The organism is Streptomyces seoulensis (assembly GCF_004328625.1).
GTDB lineage: Bacteria > Actinomycetota > Actinomycetes > Streptomycetales > Streptomycetaceae > Streptomyces > Streptomyces seoulensis.
Map to the genome: position 1 here is coordinate 325,604 of NZ_CP032229.1, position 17,715 is coordinate 343,318.

A 17,715-nucleotide genomic window follows, 5' to 3' on the forward strand; every position below is an offset into this window, starting at 1 on the left:
GCGTGGGGCACACATGGGGAGGCCACATGGGTGCGGCCCACATGGGTGCGACCCACACAGGGGCAGGCCACACAGCGAGGTGCCCCGGCCGACGGGGGTCGGCCGGGGCACCTCGCACGAGGGGATCGGTCAGCGGCTGCCCAGCAGCAGGTGGAGTTCCCGCTCCTGGTCGCCGGAGGCCGTGGCGGTCTCCTCGACCGTGAACATCTCGTCCAGCGCCTCCCGGAACCGGTTCACCGCCCAGTACCCGCCCTGCACATCCGCCTGGACGGACGCGCTGAGCTTGGCCGGCGGGCAGTTCCCGGTGCGGGAGTCCGCGATGTCGTACGTGCTGAGCCACACCATGGGGCGTGCCTCGTCCTGCTGCTGCGGGGTCTCGCCCGCGTCACGGTCCGACGCGAAGCAGGCGCTCAGCACATCGAAGACCACGCGCGCGTCGTCCGGCGAACACCCGCTGATCTCCACCGAGACGGTTTCCTGGTGCGATGCCTCCGTGTTCGTCATGTCCGCTCCTTTCCTGGCCGTGCGCACGGCTCGGGTACCCCGGCCGACGCGGGTCATCCCCCGGAAAGGGGCGGTTCGCCCGGATCAGCCCCGGGTGAACTTGTAGGTCTTGCTGTCCGTGATCACGCAGAACCCCGGCGAGACCACGATCACGCGCAGGATGCCGGTGCGCCGGTCGTAGTCGATGCCCTCGGCCTCGAAGCTGCCCGAGCACGAGCTGCGCAGCGGCAGCTGGCGCAGGGCGGTGACATGGCCGGACACGTCGGAGGTGCCGTTGGGCGCCGCCGAGAGGTCGATCTGGAGGAGCGGCTTGGTCATGCCGAACAGCGTGCCCTCCGGGTCGTCGGAGGAGCAGAGCAGCGTGGTGGGCCCGGAGAAGTCGCAGCCCTGCACGTCGCGCACCGGGTGGTCCAGGGTGACGTTGGAGGCCAGCTTCAGGTCGGCCGAGGGCGAGGTGGCCGGATTGATGCCGGGGGTGGGGAAGACCAGCAGGCGGTTCATGGTGCCCCACTCGCCGGAGAGCATCCACTGCCCGTCGGGCGAGATGGCGGACCAGGAGTTGTTCATCGCCTCGCCGGGGGCGAGCGTGTGCGTGTACTCCGACCAGGCACCGCCGGGCGCCTGCACCCGGTACATCTTGGAGTTGCCCGAGTCCCGCTGGTAGGGCTCGATGTAGTAGCCGTTGTACGGGGCGTCGGGGTCGCCGACGTGGTTCCAGCCCCGGCTGGAGACGCCGACCGGGATGGTGCCGATACCGGTGTAGCGGTTGGGGCTGTTCGCCGGGACCTCCACGGAGGTCAGCCCCTGGCTCTCGGTCAGCGGGTCGGCGCGGTCGGAGCCGGTCTCGGTCCAGGTGTCCGCCGCCGAGGCGGGGGCGGCGGCGCCCAGGGAGACGGCGGCGGCTGTGGCCAGGGTGACGAGTCCGGCGGATAAGGCGTGACGGCGCTTTCGGGCGGGCGCGGGCATGGGCCGACTCCTCGGTGAGGGGGGTGGGGACACTCGGTCGGCGGACAGTCTGGCCCGGCCGCGTAGGCATGTACAGACCAACAAAGGAAGAGGACGGTGAACTCTGCCGCCTCAGCGGGTGACGGCAGCCGCACGCGTCACGGGGCCGCCGGGGCCCGGAAGTACGCACGGGGCGGAAGTGAGGGATGGTGGATGCGGGGGTGTGCGGGGCCCCAGCCCTCGGCACGCCGGGTGCGGGCGCGGTACAACAAGGGGAGTCGGCACGGGGGAACGGCGTGCCGTGCGGACGGGCGAAGGCGGTGCGTGGCATGAGTGCAGCCGAGACTCAGGCGGCCGGGAACGGCGAGCCCGAGCGCGGCCCGGTGCGGCCCGGCGGCCTGCTCGACATGCTGAACGTGGCCTCCGTGGTGCTGGACGGCCGGGGCCGCATCGTGCTGTGGAGCCCGCAGGCCGAGGAACTGTTCGGCTACACCGCCGACGAGGCGCTCGGCCGGTACGCGGCCCGGCTGATGGTGCACGAACGGCACATCGGGCTGGTCGGTGAGCTGTTCGAGGACGTGATGCGCACCGGGCAGAGCTGGGCGGGCGGCTTCCCCATCCGCCGCAAGGACGGCACCACCCGGCTGGTGGAGTTCCGCAACATGCGTCTGCTCGACGAGCGGGGCGACGTCTACGCGCTGGGCCTGGCCGCCGACCAGTCGACGGTACGGCGGCTGGAGCACGACGTGGCGCTGTCCGAGCGGATGGTGCACCAGTCCCCCATGGGGCTCGCGGTCCTGGACACCGGGCTGCGGTTCGTCTCGGTGAACCCCTCGATGGAGCGGCTCAGCGGGGTCCCGGCCGAGCGGCACGAGGGGCGTACGCCGCGTGAGGTGCTGCCGCTGCTGGACGCCGACGTGGTGGAGGCGGCGCTGCGGGACGTGCTGACCACCGGGGACCCGGTGATCGACCGGACCGTGGTGGGCCGTACCCCGGCCGACCCGGACACCGAGCACACGTGGTCGCTGTCGCTGTACCGCCTGGACGACTCGCTGGGCAATGTGCTCGGCGTCGCGCTGGCACTGACCGACATCACCGAGCAGCACCGGGCGGCGGTGGAGGCGGAGAACGCGCGGCGCCGGCTCGCCCTGATCGCCGACGCCTCCGCCCGGATCGGTACGACGCTGGAGCTGGAGCGCACCGCGTGCGAGCTGGCCGAGGTCGCCGTACCGGCGCTGGCCGACGTGGCCGCCGTCGACCTGCTGGACGCGGTGGTCGAGGGCAGGCGCAGCACGCTGGGGCCGGCCGAGCCCGCCGTGATCCGCGCGCTGGCGGTCCGCCCGGACGACGGCGGCGACGCCACCCGGGCGGCCGACCGGCCCGGCGGGATCGCCTGGTACGGCCCGGACCGGCTGGTCACCGAGTGCGTGCGCACCGGCGAGGCGGTGCTGGTGCCGCGGGTGAAGGACGACGACCTGCCGCGCATCGCCCGCTCCCCCGAGGCCGCCGTCATGCTGAGCAGGGCGGGGCTGCACTCCTACCTGGCGGTGCCGCTGATCGCGCGCGGCGAGGTGCTGGGCGCGCTGGACCTGAAGCGGACCCGCAACCCGGAGCCGTTCGACGAGGACGACGTGCTGCTGGCGCGGGAGCTGGCGGCGCGGGCGGCGGTGCAGATCGACAACGCCCGCTGGTACCAGAACGCCCGCAGCACCGCGCTGACCCTCCAGCGCAGCCTTCTGCCGAGTCATCCGCCGGTGACGGCGGGCCTGGAGGTGGCGTCCCACTACCAGCCGGCCGGCTCCACCAGCGAGGTCGGCGGCGACTGGTTCGACGTCATACCGCTGGACGGCGACAAGACGGCGCTGGTGGTCGGCGATGTGATGGGCAGCGGCATCAGCGCGGCCGCCACCATGGGGCTGCTGCGCACCGCCACCACCACGCTCGCCTCCCTCGACCTCGATCCGTCACGGCTGCTGGAGCAGCTCGACAAGGCCACGGCGGCCACCGAGCACTCCATCGCCACCTGTGTGTACGCCGTGCACGACCCCCGGCAGCGGCGGTGCCTGATCGCCAACGCCGGGCATCTGCCGCCGGTGCGGATACGGCCGGGCCGGGCGCCGGAGCTGCTCGACCTGCCCACGGGGGTGCCGCTGGGGGTGGGCGGGGTGGGGTTCGCCACCGTGACCGTCGACTTCGAGCCCGGTGACGAGCTGGTGCTGTACACCGACGGTCTGGTGGAGACCCGCAGTCACTCACTGGACGAACGGTTGGAGCGGCTGCTGTCCCTGCTGGACGGCGCCCCGGAACGCCCGCTGGAGGAGGTCTGCGAGGAGCTCCTGGAGACCCTGTACGAGCCCGACAACCACGACGACGTCGCGGTGCTCATCGCGCGGGCCCGCGACCTGGCGTAGGCGCACATGGGCGCGGACACATAGGCCGTGGGCCTATATGGCGTGGACACATATGGCGTGGACACATAGGCGCGTGTCACCGCACGCCGATGACCACATGTGCCTCCCACTCATGTGAGACCGCCCTATGTGCGGTCAGTCCGGCCGCGGTGAAGGCCGCCAGTGCGGCGTCCGCCTGGCGGGCGCTGGTCTCGGACAGCAGGCACCCGCCCGGGGCCAGCCACTCGGCCGCTCCGGCGGCGACCCGGCGCAGGACGTCGAGTCCGTCGGGGCCGCCGTCGAGCGCGACCGCGGGTTCGTGGTCGCGGGCCTCGGCGGGGAGCAGGGGGACCTCGGCGGTGGGCACATAGGGCACGTTGGCGGTCAGGATGCCGATCCGGCCGCGCAGACCGGCGGGGAGCGCCGCGTAGAGGTCGCCGGTGTGTGCGCGGCCCCCATGGGGGGCGAGGTTGCGGCGGGCGCAGCGTACGGCGGCCGGGTCGATGTCGGCGGCGTGCACCTCGGCGCCGTCCAGCGCGACCGCGAGGGCCGTGCCGAGCGCGCCGGAGCCGCAGCACAGGTCCACGACCACGCGGGCGTCGGGCGCCTGGGCGAGGGCCTGGTCGACGAGGAACTCGGTGCGGCGGCGGGGTACGAAGACGCCGGGCGCGACGGTGATGCGCAGGCCGTGGAACTCGGCCCAGCCGAGGACGTGTTCGAGCGGGAGCCCGGAGGCGCGGGCCTCGGTCATCGCGGCGGCCTGGCCGGCGGTGCGGGCGGTGGCGAGGATCAGCCGGGCCTCGTCCTCGGCGAAGACACAGCCGGCGGCGCGCAGCGCGGCGACGAGGGAGGAGGGGTCGGTGAGTGGAGCGGGCGATGCGGGCACGGCGGCCATAAGAGCCTGGAGCCTTTCGGGACCTGGGGCCTCAGGGCGCTCCCGCGGTCACCGTCGCATGGTTCCGTGCCGTCACACGGCACGGGAGCGAGGGGAGAGCGCCCCGGCTGACACAGCGTTGATGGGTCTCACCTCCTCGGTCGCACCGGCCGCGCACTCCGCGCGACCGGACGGCCACCATACCGTGCCGGGGTGTCCGGGCGGGGCCGGGTCCCTGGCGCGGCCGGTGGCCGTACCTGTTGTCGTGGCTCAGACTGCCACGCTCTCCTCGGTCTCCTCCTCGGCCTCGCGCTCGACCTCCCGTTCGGCCTCGGCGGCGGGGGTTTCCCGAGCGGCCGGTGCCTCTTCGACGGCGCGGCGGCCGGGGCGCTCCCAGAGGGCGGCGATCCCGGTGACGGCGATGCCGACGACCAGCCAGACGGCCAGCGTCCAGACGTTGCGGGCGATGCCGTCGTCGCCGAAGTAGAGCAGCGAGCGGATGCCCTCGACGAACCCGGCGCCGTTCCAGAAGGCGTGCAGGGTGCCGAAGAAGCCGTTCTGCAGCTCGGGCCGGAACAACCCGCCGGAGCTGGTGAAGTTCAGCATCACGAACAGCACCATCATGGCCAGCGTGGTCCAGCGCTTGAGGAAGGTGTGCAGGCCGACGCCGATGAGCAGGATGCCCGCCGAGTAGAGCCACGCCATCGCCCACAGGGTGCCCAGGTCGTGGTGGGCGAGGTGGAACACCGGCCCGGCGAGGAGGGCGCCGATGCCGCCGACCACGGCGGCCGTGCCGACCGCGATCAGTGCCCGTACCCGCACGGCGAGCGCGGCACCGGCCGCGCCGATGGCGGCGACGGATGCGTAGGAGCCGATGCTGACGGCGATCAGCAGGAAGAACAGTCCCTGTCCGGTGGGGTCGTCGGACACCGGCTCGGCGATGTCGGTGACCTTCAGCGGGGTGCCCTGCTGGGCGGCGACCGGCGTGAAGACCTTCTCCACGGCGGTGGCACCCATGTCGGACGCGGCGCTCGCCACGATCAACTCGGGCTTATGTGCGCTGGGCACATAGGCGCCGGTGACATCCCGGTGCTCGACCAGCGCGACAGCGTCGGCCCGGGTGGAGACGGTACGGACGTCGAGCTTGTCCCCCGCGGTGTCCTTCACCGTCTGCGCGAAGACCTTGGCCTCGGGTCCGGCGCCGACCACGGCCACCGGCATGTGGTGGGGCTCCGGGGTGACGAAGGCACCCATATAGGCGAGCCCCATACCTATGCACATCAGCAGGGGGGTGATCAGGTGCGTGAGCACATGACGCAGTGCCGGTGACTTCATCGACCGGAACCTCCAATGGTTGTCTTATACAACTCACGTTCAAGTTGTACTATACAACCAGAATCGTTCGAACGGGTCGGGGAACGGACCGGAGAACAGGACGGCGGAGTTCCGTGAAGGGGTTCTCATGGCGAAGGTGATCTCATGACGGCGGCGGAGACGGCCGTCGAGACGATCCAGCGGGAGATGACGTCGTTCGCGCGCCGGGCCCGCGCCTCGGCGGGGCGCATGCATCCCGAGCTGTCGCTGGTGTCGTACACGCTGCTGGGGCATCTGGAGGAGCGCGGCGGCTGCCGGGCGACCGACCTGGCCTCGCACTACGCGCTGGACAAGTCGACGGTGAGCCGCCAGGTCGGCGCGCTGGAGCGGGCCGGGCTGATCGAGCGGCGGCTCGACCCGGAGGACGCCCGCGTGCAGGTGCTCCATCTCACCGGGGCGGGCGAGGAGATCCTGGCCCAGGTCACCCGGAGCCGCCGGGCCGCCTTCCGGGAACGGCTCGCCGACTGGCCGGAGGACGACCTGGTCCGCTTCGCGGCCTACCTGGAGCGGTACAACGCGGGGTCAGCCGAACAAGCCGGATAAGCCGGGTAAGCGGCCGGGCTACGCCCCGGAGGGTACGCGTACCCCGAAGAACCGGGTGTCCAGCCGGTGCCGGAAGCCGAGGGACTCGTAGAGGCGGATGGCGCCGGTGTTGCCCGCGCCGGTGTGCAGGAACGGGCGTTCACCGCGCTCGCGGACGCCGTGCGCCACGGCGAGGATCAGCCGGGTGGCCAGGCCCTCACCCCGGAAGGCGGGGTCGGTGCAGACCGCGCTGATCTCGGTCCAGCCCGGCGGGTGCAGCCGCTCCCCCGCCATGGCGATCAGCGCGCCGTCGCGCCGGATGCCGAGGTAGGTGCCCATCTCGACGGTGCGTTGCATGAACGGGCCCGGCTGGGTGCGCGCGACGAGGTCCAGCATCTCGGGCACGTCGGCCGGGCCGAGCGGCACCGCCTCCGGGTCCGGGGCGCCGGCCACGCCGTCGTCCGCCATCTGCACCCCGGCCACGTCGAAGGTGATCTCCCAGCCCTCGGGGGCCGCGCCCCGGTGGCCGAGCAGCGGCACCTCGCCGCCGGGTCCCGCGAGCGCGGCGATCTCGGCCCAGTCGGCCGCTCCGGGTTCCTCGGGCAGCGCCAGCCAGGGCGAGACCTCGACCGGGTACCGGAGCACCCGCCCGTACCGCTCGGCGAAGTGGGCGTGCGGGCCGGTGAGGGAGGCGCGGGCGGCGTGGTCGAGCGGGTGCGGGGCCGTCGTACCGGCGGGGCCGGGGTCCGCGCCGGCCGGGGTGCCGGCCTCCCGGCCGTCGTACCGCGTGGAGACGTACGCCTCGGGCATCCTCAGGTCCTCGCTTCGCTCGTGCTTCGCCGGGCGCGGCGGCGCGTCGGCACTTGTCCCCAAGTTCGGCGGCAAGGCGGCTATTCCCGGCGGTGTCCGTAGTGTGGCCGAGGTCGCGCGCGGAGGCACTGACCAGGGGCGGGGCACCCGTGGCGGGAGCGTACGGTTGAGCCATGAACGTCACCCGAGGCTTCACGGGCCGTCGCCGCGTCTCCCGTCCCGGACTGCCTCCCGGGCAGTACGACGCGGGGGACGACTGGCCCGTCCTGTCCGCCGAGGTCACCCCCGACCTGGCACCCGCCGACTGGTCCTTCCGTGTCGACGGCCTGGTGGAGCGGCCGCACACCTGGAGCTGGGACGAGGCACACGCCCTGCCCGGCTCGGCGTACGAGGGTGACATCCACTGTGTGACCGGGTGGTCCAAGTTCGGTGTGCGGTTCGGCGGCGTCTCGCTGGACGCGTTCCTGTCCGTGGTGGGACCACATGTGTCCGCCACACATGTGCTGGCCCGCTCGCACACCGGGTACACCGCGAACCTGCCGCTGGCCGACCTCACCGGGGGCCGGGCCTGGATCGCCTGGAGCTACGACGGCGGGCCGCTGGCCCAGGAGCACGGCGGCCCGGCCCGGCTGATCGTGCCGCATCTGTACTTCTGGAAGAGCGTGAAGTGGGTCGCCGGCCTCACCCTGCTCGACCACGACGAGCCGGGCTTCTGGGAGGGCAACGGCTACCACGAGCGGGGCAACCCCTGGCAGGAACAGCGGTACCGAGGTGACTGAGCAGCTGTACGGGACTCCTGGGACGGCCGGCGCTCCCCCGGCCCGCTTCGCGGTGCCCGGCCGTATCGCGGTCAGCGAGCAGGTGGCGGCCACATGGCAGACGGCCACACTGACCGAGGTCCGGCGGGAGACGCCGTACGCGTCGACGTTCCGGCTCGCGGTGCCCCGGTGGGCGGGTCATCTGCCGGGCCAGCACCTGATGCTGCGGCTGACGGCCGAGGACGGTTACGTGGCGCAGCGCCACTACTCCATCGCCTCCGCTCCGGACGACTCCGGGCACATCGAGCTGACCCTGGACCGGGTGCCGGACGGCGAGGTCTCGGGCTGGTTCCACACGGTGGCGCGGCCCGGCGACACGATCGACGTACGCGGCCCGCTGAGCGGCTTCTTCGCCTGGCCGGGCGACCGTCCGGCGCTGCTGCTGGGGGCCGGTTCCGGGATCGTCCCGCTGATGTCGATGGTCCGGCACCATCGCGCCCGGGGCCTGTCGGTGCCGCTGCGGATGCTGGTGTCGGCGCGTAGTCCCGAGGAGCTGATCTACTCCGGGGAACTGGGCGCGGAGACGACGGCCGTGTTCACCCGCAGCGCGCCGGCGGGTGTGCCGGTGGGACGTATGTCGGCCACACATGTGGCGCCACTCCTGGCCGAGCGGCCGCCGGGTGGGTGGGAAGCCTATGTGTGCGGCTCCAACGGCTTCGCCGAGCACGCGTCCCGCCTGCTCGTCGCGGCCGGTCAGCCGGTGGACCGCATCCGCATCGAGCGCTTCGGCTGAGCCACCGGGAGCTTCTGGCACGTGGAATGCGCGAGCGGGTGCCGGGCTGGGTACCTGACGGGTGTGGACATGCGTACTCGGTCGCACCGCCCGCGCCGGCGAGGGAATGCGCTGCGGCGGCGGTCGGACGTGGTGGAGGCGTGGGTGGTGGCCGTCGTCGCCGTCCTGCTCTGCGTGGCCGCTCCGCTGGCGGGGACGGCGGCCGGGCTGTTCACCTACGACCGGGCGCGGACGCACGCCGAGGAGCAGCGGGCCGAGCGGCAGTCGGTACGGGCCGTGGTGGCCGGCCGTCCCGCGTCGCGGCCCACGGTGCACGGCGACCGGGGGCACGGCTACCGGGCCGAGGTCCGCTGGACGGAGCCGGGCCGGCAGACGCGTACCGCCGTCGCCGACGTACCGGCCGGGACGCGGGCCGGGGACACGGTCACCGTGTGGTTCGACAGCCGGGGGCGGACGGTGGCGCCGCCGCCGAACGATGTCGCGGTCTGGCAGCACACGGTCGCGGTGGGCCTGGGCGCGGCGGGCGGCACGGCCGCGATCGTGCTCCTGGGCCGGGCGGTGGAGCGGCGGGTCGCGCTGCGGCACCTACTGGCCGAGTGGGAACGGGACTGGGCGCGCACCGGCCCGGCGTGGACGCGACGGCGCGCCTGATCAGCGCCGTACCGGCTGTCCGCGTCGTGCCGTCACCAGCCGGGCGCGGGGGCTGCCGTCGGCGCGCGGGCCGAACTCGGGGAGCGGCCGCAGCTCCACGGTGAACCCGGCCCGCTCCAGTGCCCGGCGCACGTCGCCGAGGCGGAACGCGCGGTAGTACATGACGAACGGCGGCCGCCACACGGCGTTGCGCACCCGCATCACGGCGTCGAAGCCGAGCAGCATCCAGTACGCGGGGCTGGACGGCCGGGGCGGCGCCAGCACCGGGAACGCGAACCGGCCGCCGGGCCGCAGCGCCGAGTGGACCTGGGTGAAGAGGCCGGGCAGTTCGCGGGGCAGGAAGTGCCCGAACGCGCCGAAGCTGACGACGAGGTCGAAGGCGGCCGTGAAGGGCAGCGCGCGGGCGTCGGCGCGTACGAGGGCGACGCCGGGGCCCTGTCCGCGCCGGGCCACGTCGAGCATGCCCGCGCTGAAGTCGACCCCGGTGACACTCCGCCGGCACAGCCCGCCCAGCACGGCGAGACCGGCGCCGGTGCCGCAGCACAGGTCGAGCCCGTCCTCGAAGGGGCCCAGCGGTCCGAGCGCCTTCGCCACCGCGTCCAGCACCGGCGCGGGCGTCCGGAACGGCGTGTCGTCGAACTTGGGCGCCAGCAGGTCGTAGCCCCGCTCGACGGACGACAGCGCCTGCACGGCCAGTTCACGCACGGTGGGACCCTCGGGGCTGAACATGGCCCCAGCGTAGGGCGTACGAGCCCTGGGTCAGGGCCGGGCGAGGAAGTCGGCGGCGACCGCCGTGAACCGCTCCGGGTCGTCGAGCCAGGGGTAGTGCCCGGCTGCGGGCTGAACGGTGAGCTGTGCGTCGGGGAAGAGGCCCGCGAAGGCGGCGACGGTCTCGGGCGGGCTGTTCAGGTCGAACTCGCCGGTGAGCAGCAGCACGGGCACGGTCAGTCCGGCGAGCGCCGCGCGCGTGGCGGGCGGGTCGAAGGCGCCTTCCTCGCCGAAGCGGGAGACGGCCTCCAGGTTGGCGGGCCGGCTGTCCGCGTGGTGTTGCCGGGCCGTGGCGTCCCAACGGCCGTAGAAAAAGGGGCTGATGGCGTCCCATTCCGTGCCGGTGCCCTCGGTGACGGCCTCCAGCGCGGCGAAGGCGGTGGGGAACCAGGGTTCGTCCTTGCGGAGCCGGGCGACCTGGCGCCGGGTCTCGCCCGTGATGTCCAGGCCGACCGCGCGGGTGCCCGGCCCGATCAGGGCGAGGCGGCGCAGCCGGTGCGGGTGGCGGGCCGCGTACTGGGTGGCGATATTGGCGCCCGCCGAGTGGCCGAGCAGGTCGATCCGGTCCAGGCCGAGGTGGACGCGGAGGGCCTCGATGTCGTCGACGAGCCGGTCGCAGCGGTAGGAGGCGGGGTCGTCGGGGGTGGCGGACCGGCCGGTGCCGCGCAGGTCGGGGACGGCCAGCCGCCGGTGCCCGGACAGGCCGCCGAGGTCGCCCAGGTAGCGGGAGTCGGCGGGGCCGCCGGGCACGCAGACCACCGGGTCGCCGTCCCCCTCGCCGAGGTCGCGGTAGGCCAGCCGGGTGCCGTCGGGCGCGGAGCAGATGGGCATGACGGGAAGTCTGCCCCGGCGCCCGGTAGCGCGCACGCCCTTTCAGTCCTTGAGGCGGTCCAGGGTGTTGCGGGTGTCCGTCTTCAGCCAGTCGGAGATCTCGTCGATCTTCGGGGGGTCCTTGTCGGAGTCGTACGAGGAGAGGTAGGCGCTGTAGCTCATGGTGTAGGTGACCCAGCCTTCGCGGACGGCGAGGGTGGCGTAGCGGGAGCCGGAGGAGGTGCCGCTGGTGGTGTCCTGGGTGACGAGGTACGCCTCGTCGCCGATGTCCTCGACGGCGCCGACGTCGTAACCGGTGTGGGTGCGCTCGTAGTTCTTCCAGGTGGCGGTGAACTCGGTTGCCGGGTCGGTCTTCTTGTGGAGGTCGATCTGGAGGGAGAGGTAGGCGCCGGCGTAGGAGGAGCCGGACTTCTTCAGGCTCGCGCTGCAGTAACTCTCGTCCAGCGCCGAGTCCTTGAGGGAGCTGTGGGTCGGGGTGGTGTCGCTCGCGGTGTACTCGTCCTTGAAGGACCCGTAGTCCGCGCGGGAGCAGAGGTCGGCGGGGGCCGCGTAGCCGCGCAGGTCGGCGGCGGTCGCCGTGGCGCCGATCAGGAAGATCCCGGCGGCCCAGGCGGCGGAGGCCACGACCGCTCCGACCACGGCCCAGAGCACCGCCCGGCCGGCGGCCCCGCCTCCGCCGGCCGGGGGCGGGAACGGCGGGGGTCCGTACTGCGGGGGCTGGGCGTAGGGGTTCCCCGGCTGGGGTCCGGCGGGCATGGCCGGCTGCTGGAAGGGGCCCGGCGGCGACGCCTGCGGGACCGGCGGCGCGGACTGCGGGCTCGAGTTGGGGTACGCGGTCGGCTGGGGCGGGACCGAGGGCGGCTGCGCGGGCGGTCCGGGCTGCGGCGGCCGGTCGGCCGGCTGCGCGGGCTGCTGCGGTGGCGTGGACATGTCGTGACGATAGGGCACAGTTGGCGCGCAGGTACCCCGCTCGACCGGGATCGTTACGGCATCCGGACACGGGTCATAGAGGCGGGACACATGTGGCGCCACGCCATGTGCCGCCAGACCACGTGGCACCGCACCATGTGCCGCCACACCATGTGGCACCGCACCACGGATGCCCGCCGGGCGCCAGGGCCGCCGGGATGTGCTCACAGCACACTCACAGCGGCCACCCGGAGAGCACCGCCACATGGCCCCCGAGTGTGGCATCCGGGTTGCTCGGGTCAGCCGTCCGGCGCGGGCAGCTCGCCGCACCTCGCCCACCTTCCTACGTTGATCATATGAGCACCGGAATCTCACGTCGGGCGACCGTTTCCGTCTGTTCCCTGTGCATGGTGGGAGCGTTGGCCTTCGCGCCCTCGGCCGCCGCCACCGGCAGCGGCGGGGAACCCGCGCCGCCCGCCCCACGCGCGGCCGTCCCGCAACCGTCCCTGCTCTACGGCTCCGGCGTCCAGGTGCGCCCGCGCGCCGGTGCCCCCGAGACCCCGCAGGTCTCGGCGCTCTCCTGGCTGGTGGCCGACGCCGACAGCGGGGACGTGCTCGCCGCCGAGGGGGCGCACCGCAAGCTGCCGCCCGCGAGCACCCTGAAGACCCTGTTCGCCCTGACCGTCATGCCGACGCTGCCCGCGACCCAGCAGCACAAGGTGAGTTACCAGGAGCTCGCGGACGTCGGCGAGGGCAGCAGCCTGGTCGGTGTGGAGGAGGGCCACACCTATCAGGTGGCGGACCTGTGGCGCGGGGTGTTCCTCAGCTCCGGCAACGACGCCGTACACGTACTGGCGGCCCTGGACGGCGGTGTGGACACCACCGTCGTCAAGATGCAGAACAAGGCCCGCACACTGGGCGCGATGGACACCCATGTGATCTCCCCGGACGGCTACGACTCCCCCGGCCAGGTGTCCTCGGCGTTCGACCTGGCGGTGTTCGGCCGGGCCGGGCTGCGCAACCCCGACTTCGCCCGGTACTGCTCCACCGCGCACGCCGAGTTCCCCGGTGACGGCTGGCCGTTCGCCATCGAGAACACCAACCGGCTGCTGAGCGGCGAGGACGGCGTCGCCCCGTATCCCGGCATCATCGGGATCAAGAACGGCTACACCAGCAACGCGGGCAACACCCTGGTCGCCGCCGCCCGCCGGGGCGGCCGCACCCTGGTCGTCACGGTGATGAACCCTCAGGAGGGCGGCGGGCTCGCGGTGTACGAGGAGGCGCGCCAGCTGCTGGACTGGGGCTTCGCCGCCGCCGGACGGGTGGACCCGGTGGGCTCGCTGGACGGCCTGCGCGCCACCCCGGAACCCAAGCAGTCCGCGATCCCGGTCGCGGCCGCCACCTCCCCCGGCCCGGACGACGACACCGACTGGACGCGCACCGCGACCATCGCCGGCATCGTCGTCCTCGGCGCGGCCGGCGTCACCCTGGCCCTGCGCGGCAAGGGCGGCAAGGGCGGCAAGGACGGCGGGACCGGCACGAAAGCCTGACCGGCGCCGACCGGCAGGTCAGGAAGCCTGGTCAAGCGCCGGAACCGTACGCACCGCTCCCACCGGCCGGCCGCCGCCCAGCAGGGGCGCGCCCGCGAAGTCGGCGAGGAGGGCGGGGTCGATCCCGGCGTGGACGAGGGCGGCCGCGGCGACGGGGACGCGGGCCCGGTCGGCGCCGTCCGCGATCTTCACGGCGACGGCGCGGCCGTCGGGCAGCGCGGCGACCTGGACGCCCTCGAAGCCGTCCTTGGTGAGCAGGCCGGGCACGGCCCGCATCAGCGCGGCCACGTCGCGGCGGACCCCGGAGGCCATCTCGGCGTGCTCGCGCATCGCGTCCGCGACGCGGGCCTCCGGCGTGCCGGGGGCGGCGGTGGTGATGCGGGCGAGGGCGCGGGCGAGTCCGTGCAGGGAGACGGCGAACAGGGGCGCGCCGCAGCCGTCGACGGTGACGTGCGCGATCCGCTGGCCGGTGAGGTCCTCGACGGTGTCGGCGACGGCCCGCTGGAGGGGGTGGGCCGGGTCGAGGTAGTCCTCAAGGGACCAGCCGTTGAGCTTCGCGGTCCACAGCATGGCGGCGTGCTTGCCAGAGCAGTTCTGCGCGAGCCGGGACGGACCCCGGCCCTCGCGGACCCAGAGGTCGCGGACGACGGGGTCGAACGGCATGTCGGGGGTGTTGCGCAGCTCGGCCTCGGTCAGTCCGGCGAGGTCCAGGATGCGCCGGGTGCCGTCGAGGTGGCGTTCCTCGCCGGAGTGGCTGGCGGCGGCCAGGGAGAGCAGGTCGCCGTCGAGCGGCAGCCCGGCGCGCAGCATGGCGACGGCCTGGAGGGGCTTGAGGGCGGAGCGCGGGTAGAAGGCGGCCTCGGTGTCGCCGAGCCGGAACCGCACCTCGCCGTCGGCGTCTAGGACGACGACCGAGCCGTGGTGGACGCCCTCGATCACGCCGCCGCGCACCAGGTGGACGACCGGGGTGTGGCCGGGTTCGCGCAGCTCGGGGGCGTCGAGAAGCGGGCGGGCCGGCGTCACTGCCTGCGTCGCGGGGTCGGAAATGGCACGGGTCACGCGTCGGCTCCTGTGGTCTCGGGACCGCCCGGGACGGGCTGCGCCGGGGGTGTGGCGGTGCCCTGGGGGCGGACGATTCGGGTGAGGGTCGTGGCGACCCGGTCGAGATGGTGGGTCATCGCGGCGGTGGCGTCGTCCTCGGAGCCCGCGGCGAGCGCGTCGAGGAGGGCGCGGTGCTCGCGGTCGGACTGCTCGCGGCGGCCGCCCAGTTCGGTGAGGAAGGCCGACTGGCGGGCGAGGGCGTCGCGGATCTCCTCGATCACCTTGCGGAAGACCGGGTTGCGGGCGGCCTCCGCGACGGCGAGGTGGAAGAGGGTGTCCATGGCGACCCAGGCGGCGGTGTCCGTCTCCCGCTCCATGCGGTCCAGGAGCCGGGTCAGCCGGTCCAGGTCCTCCGGGGTGCGGCGCCGGGCGGCGTACCCGGCGACCGGGACCTCGACGTGCCGGCGTACCTCCAGGAGGTCGCTCGCCGCGTAGTCGCCGAAGGTCGGGTCCTGCACGGCGTCGGCGACGACGAACGTGCCCTTGCCGGTACGGGAGACCGTGAGCCCCATCGTGTGCAGGGCGCGCAGGGCCTCGCGGACGACGGGCCGGGACACCTCCAGGGTGCGGCACAGCTCGGCCTCGGAGGGCAGCTTGTCGCCGATCGCGTACTCGCCGCGTTCGATGGTGTCGCGGAGGTGGCCCAGGACCGCCTCCAGCGCGCTGACGCGTCGGGGGACGGGACCACCTGTCCGGCTGTCTGACAGGTTCACCGGCCGATCGTGCGGTCTGAGGGCAGAACCTGTCAAGGCGTGACGATCCGGCACACGAAAGGGGGTGCGGACGCCCGGCGTGTCCGGACATCCGCACCCCCTTCGGCGCGCGCTCGTCTCAGGTGCTGAGCGTGCCGGTGGCCAGCAGGCCGATCAGCGCCACGCCGACGACGATCCGGTAGATCACGAAGGCGTTGAACGAGTGCTTGGCGACGAACTTCAGCAGCCAGGCGATGGAGGCGTAGGCGACGACGAAGGAGACGATGGTGCCGACCGCCAGCGGGGCGGCGCTCACACCGGCGCCGAGGGCGTCCTTCAGCTCGTAGACACCGGCGCCGGTGAGGGCCGGGATGCCGAGGAAGAAGGAGAGGCGGGTGGCGGCGACCCGGTCGAGGTCGAGGATGAGCGCCGTGGACATGGTGGCGCCGGAGCGGGAGAAGCCGGGGAAGAGCAGCGCGAGGATCTGCGAGGAGCCGACCAGCATGGCGTCCTTGAACGAGGTGTCGTCCTCGCCGCGCTTGTGCCGGCCCATCTGGTCGGCGGCCCACATGACGCCGGAGCCCACGATCAGCGAGCCGGCCACCACCCAGAGGGAGGCGAGCGGGCCGTCGATCAGCGGCTTGGCGGCAAGTCCGACGACGACGATCGGGACCGTGGCCGCGATCACCCACCAGGCGAACTTGTAGTCGTGGCGGTAGCGCTCCTCGGGGTGGAACAGACCACGGAACCAGGCGCTGACGATCCGCTTGATGTCCTTGAAGAAGTACACGAGCACGGCCGCGATGGCGCCGACCTGGATCACCGCGGAGAACCCGACCACGGACTTGTCGTCCACCGGGATGTTCATGAGCCCCTCGGCGATCTTCAGGTGGCCGGTGGAGGACACCGGGAGGAACTCGGTCACCCCCTCCACTACTCCGAGGACGACGGCCTGACCGACAGAGATGGCACTCATGGATTCCAGTTCTGGGGAGAGGGGGGTCGACGGCGGTGCGGGCACGTCCGAGCGCGCCCGTACGGCACCGGCGCGGACCGCTCCGGAGCGGTGCACGCGCGTACGGCAGCGTAGAGGCACCGGGGGTGTGGGACGGAACGCGGCCACGCGCGCTCCGGGCGGAACCCGGCTCCCTCACAACGACTTCTTACCGTCGGCGCCCGTATTGTCCCGGGAAGTGAGGGTCACCAGTTCTTCTCGAACAGCTGGGCCACCTCGGCGATACGGGCCTCGTCCCGGCGGTAGTAGGTACGCAGCAGCCGGCGCCGGGTGCGCAGCAGGCCGAGACGGGTGAGGAAGTCGAGGTGGGCGACGGCCGTACGGCGGGGCACCCCGAGCTTGGCGGCGACGGCGCGCGGGGTGACGCCGGTGCCGAGGGGGTCGAGGCTCCCCGGGGGGAAATGGGCGGGTGGGTCCTTCAGCCAGTCCAGCAGGGTCTGCCGTATGCGGCCCGAGGGAGTGTTCCGCATCGTCGTGCCCCCTCCCCCGCCCTGGGCTGTCCGTGTCCCGTGGTCCCACTGTGACTCAGGCGGCGAGGGCGCGTCCGGCTCTCGGGGCGGGTTGTCCGGTACCGGGCGGCGGGCCCGGCGGGGTCACGGGCGGGCGGGGTGAGGCAGCGGGGCCGGGGTCGCCCGTACGGCGGCTTGCGTCCGCACTAGTTGCACAGTCAACGATTGGCTGGAACGGTGCTACCGTGCGGGTATGGCAGTGAAGACGGGCGAGGGTGCCCGGCTCGAAGAACGTTGGCGGGACATCCTCGCGGTGCACGCGCGCACCATGTGCGAGATAGACCGTGCCCTGCACCCGCACGGGCTGGGCGCCAGCGACTTCGAGGTGCTGGACATCCTGTCCGCGGAGACGCCCGCCGAGGGCGACCACTGCCGGGTGCAGAACCTGGTCGGCCGGGTCCACCTCAGCCAGTCCGCGCTCTCGCGGCTGATCGGACGGCTGGAGAAGGAGGGGCTGGTCGAGCGCACGGTGTGCGCGGAGGACCGGCGCGGGGTGTGGGTCGGCCTCACCCGCCGGGGCCGCGAGCTGCACGCGGAGGTGCTGCCGCTGCAGCGCGGGGTGCTGGAGCGGATGCTGACGGAGTCCTCGGACTGACGTCCGGCTCACATATGGGCGCTGAGCACACATGCGCGGCCCACATGTGCGCTGCCCACCTGTACGCGGCCCATATGTGCGTCGCCCACATTGGTGCACCACACACAGCCTCGCGACACACACC

Annotated in this window: 19 protein-coding genes; 7 read left to right on the forward strand and 12 right to left on the reverse strand. The window is 73.3% G+C overall.

Translation table 11 applies throughout. The annotated features are described in order from the left end of the window. Positions 1–129: 129 nt before the first annotated feature. Both D0Z67_RS01485 and D0Z67_RS01490 read right to left on the reverse strand, forming a co-directional pair. Entirely contained in the window at positions 130–504 is a 375-nt protein-coding gene (locus D0Z67_RS01485; protein WP_031180502.1) for a hypothetical protein, read from the reverse strand. 84 nt (positions 505–588) lie between these two features. Next, positions 589–1,470: a hypothetical protein gene (locus tag D0Z67_RS01490; RefSeq protein WP_031180501.1), complete on the reverse strand. Its 882-nt coding sequence runs from the start codon at positions 1,468–1,470 to the stop codon at positions 589–591. 308 nt (positions 1,471–1,778) lie between these two features. Here D0Z67_RS01490 and D0Z67_RS01495 point away from each other — a divergent pair, with 308 nt between their 5' ends. Beyond that, positions 1,779–3,860 carry a SpoIIE family protein phosphatase gene (locus D0Z67_RS01495; protein ID WP_031180500.1) on the forward strand — a complete coding sequence of 694 codons (2,082 nt, stop codon included), beginning with the start codon at positions 1,779–1,781 and terminating at the stop codon, positions 3,858–3,860. Positions 3,861–3,936: 76 nt separating this feature from the next. On the opposite strand, the gene D0Z67_RS01500 is transcribed toward D0Z67_RS01495, so the two are convergent. Then, the gene (locus D0Z67_RS01500) at positions 3,937–4,734 is read right to left on the reverse strand and encodes a putative protein N(5)-glutamine methyltransferase (RefSeq protein WP_031180499.1); all 798 of its coding nucleotides are present in this window, start codon (positions 4,732–4,734) and stop codon (positions 3,937–3,939) included. 249 nt (positions 4,735–4,983) lie between these two features. Further along, positions 4,984–6,048: an ABC-2 transporter permease gene (locus D0Z67_RS01505; protein WP_031180498.1), complete on the reverse strand. Its 1,065-nt coding sequence runs from the start codon at positions 6,046–6,048 to the stop codon at positions 4,984–4,986. Between the two features lie 144 nt (positions 6,049–6,192). On the opposite strand from D0Z67_RS01505, the gene D0Z67_RS01510 reads away from it, so the two are divergent. Beyond that, the gene (locus tag D0Z67_RS01510) at positions 6,193–6,630 is read left to right on the forward strand and encodes a MarR family winged helix-turn-helix transcriptional regulator (protein WP_031180497.1); all 438 of its coding nucleotides are present in this window, start codon (positions 6,193–6,195) and stop codon (positions 6,628–6,630) included. An 18-nt stretch (positions 6,631–6,648) separates the two neighbouring features. Here D0Z67_RS01510 and D0Z67_RS01515 read toward each other — a convergent pair whose 3' ends face one another. Further along, complete coding sequence (locus D0Z67_RS01515) at positions 6,649–7,419, reverse strand: GNAT family N-acetyltransferase (protein ID WP_031180496.1); 771 nt, start codon at positions 7,417–7,419, stop codon at positions 6,649–6,651. A gap of 173 nt (positions 7,420–7,592) precedes the next feature. Between D0Z67_RS01515 and D0Z67_RS01520 the strand changes: the two genes are divergently transcribed. From D0Z67_RS01520 to D0Z67_RS01530, 3 genes are all read left to right on the forward strand, one after another. Continuing rightward, complete coding sequence (locus D0Z67_RS01520; RefSeq protein WP_031180495.1) at positions 7,593–8,198, forward strand: sulfite oxidase-like oxidoreductase; 606 nt, start codon at positions 7,593–7,595, stop codon at positions 8,196–8,198. A gap of 52 nt (positions 8,199–8,250) precedes the next feature. Further along, positions 8,251–8,970 carry a ferredoxin reductase gene (locus D0Z67_RS01525; protein WP_051887597.1) on the forward strand — a complete coding sequence of 240 codons (720 nt, stop codon included), beginning with the start codon at positions 8,251–8,253 and terminating at the stop codon, positions 8,968–8,970. A gap of 69 nt (positions 8,971–9,039) precedes the next feature. Next, entirely contained in the window at positions 9,040–9,621 is a 582-nt protein-coding gene (locus tag D0Z67_RS01530; RefSeq protein ID WP_031180493.1) for an Rv1733c family protein, read from the forward strand. Here D0Z67_RS01530 and D0Z67_RS01535 read toward each other — a convergent pair whose 3' ends face one another. Genes D0Z67_RS01535 through D0Z67_RS01545 form a run of 3 tightly spaced genes read right to left on the reverse strand, consistent with a single transcriptional unit; the run spans position 9,622 to position 12,150 of the window. Then, positions 9,622–10,350, reverse strand: a complete 729-nt coding sequence (locus D0Z67_RS01535; protein WP_031180492.1) for a class I SAM-dependent DNA methyltransferase — start codon at positions 10,348–10,350, stop codon at positions 9,622–9,624. A gap of 30 nt (positions 10,351–10,380) precedes the next feature. After that, positions 10,381–11,220, reverse strand: a complete 840-nt coding sequence (locus D0Z67_RS01540) for an alpha/beta fold hydrolase (RefSeq protein ID WP_031180491.1) — start codon at positions 11,218–11,220, stop codon at positions 10,381–10,383. A gap of 42 nt (positions 11,221–11,262) precedes the next feature. Continuing rightward, the gene (locus D0Z67_RS01545; protein WP_234312681.1) at positions 11,263–12,150 is read right to left on the reverse strand and encodes a hypothetical protein; all 888 of its coding nucleotides are present in this window, start codon (positions 12,148–12,150) and stop codon (positions 11,263–11,265) included. A 335-nt stretch (positions 12,151–12,485) separates the two neighbouring features. On the opposite strand from D0Z67_RS01545, the gene D0Z67_RS01550 reads away from it, so the two are divergent. After that, complete coding sequence (locus D0Z67_RS01550) at positions 12,486–13,679, forward strand: D-alanyl-D-alanine carboxypeptidase family protein (RefSeq protein ID WP_051887553.1); 1,194 nt, start codon at positions 12,486–12,488, stop codon at positions 13,677–13,679. An 18-nt stretch (positions 13,680–13,697) separates the two neighbouring features. Here D0Z67_RS01550 and D0Z67_RS01555 read toward each other — a convergent pair whose 3' ends face one another. The 4 genes from D0Z67_RS01555 to D0Z67_RS01570 all read right to left on the reverse strand — a co-directional run bounded on the left by D0Z67_RS01555 (position 13,698) and on the right by D0Z67_RS01570 (position 16,957). Next, on the reverse strand, positions 13,698–14,702 hold the full coding sequence (locus D0Z67_RS01555; RefSeq protein ID WP_031180488.1) for an asparaginase: 1,005 nt from the start codon (positions 14,700–14,702) through the stop codon (positions 13,698–13,700). Between the two features lie 32 nt (positions 14,703–14,734). Further along, entirely contained in the window at positions 14,735–15,493 is a 759-nt protein-coding gene (locus D0Z67_RS01560) for a FadR/GntR family transcriptional regulator (RefSeq protein ID WP_031180487.1), read from the reverse strand. 118 nt (positions 15,494–15,611) lie between these two features. Continuing rightward, a complete protein-coding gene (locus tag D0Z67_RS01565) occupies positions 15,612–16,448 on the reverse strand; it encodes an undecaprenyl-diphosphate phosphatase (RefSeq protein ID WP_031180486.1) in 837 nt (278 codons plus the stop codon). A 224-nt stretch (positions 16,449–16,672) separates the two neighbouring features. Continuing rightward, positions 16,673–16,957: a hypothetical protein gene (locus D0Z67_RS01570; protein WP_031180485.1), complete on the reverse strand. Its 285-nt coding sequence runs from the start codon at positions 16,955–16,957 to the stop codon at positions 16,673–16,675. A gap of 232 nt (positions 16,958–17,189) precedes the next feature. On the opposite strand from D0Z67_RS01570, the gene D0Z67_RS01575 reads away from it, so the two are divergent. Next, entirely contained in the window at positions 17,190–17,591 is a 402-nt protein-coding gene (locus D0Z67_RS01575) for a MarR family winged helix-turn-helix transcriptional regulator (RefSeq protein ID WP_031180484.1), read from the forward strand. Positions 17,592–17,715: the final 124 nt, after the last annotated feature.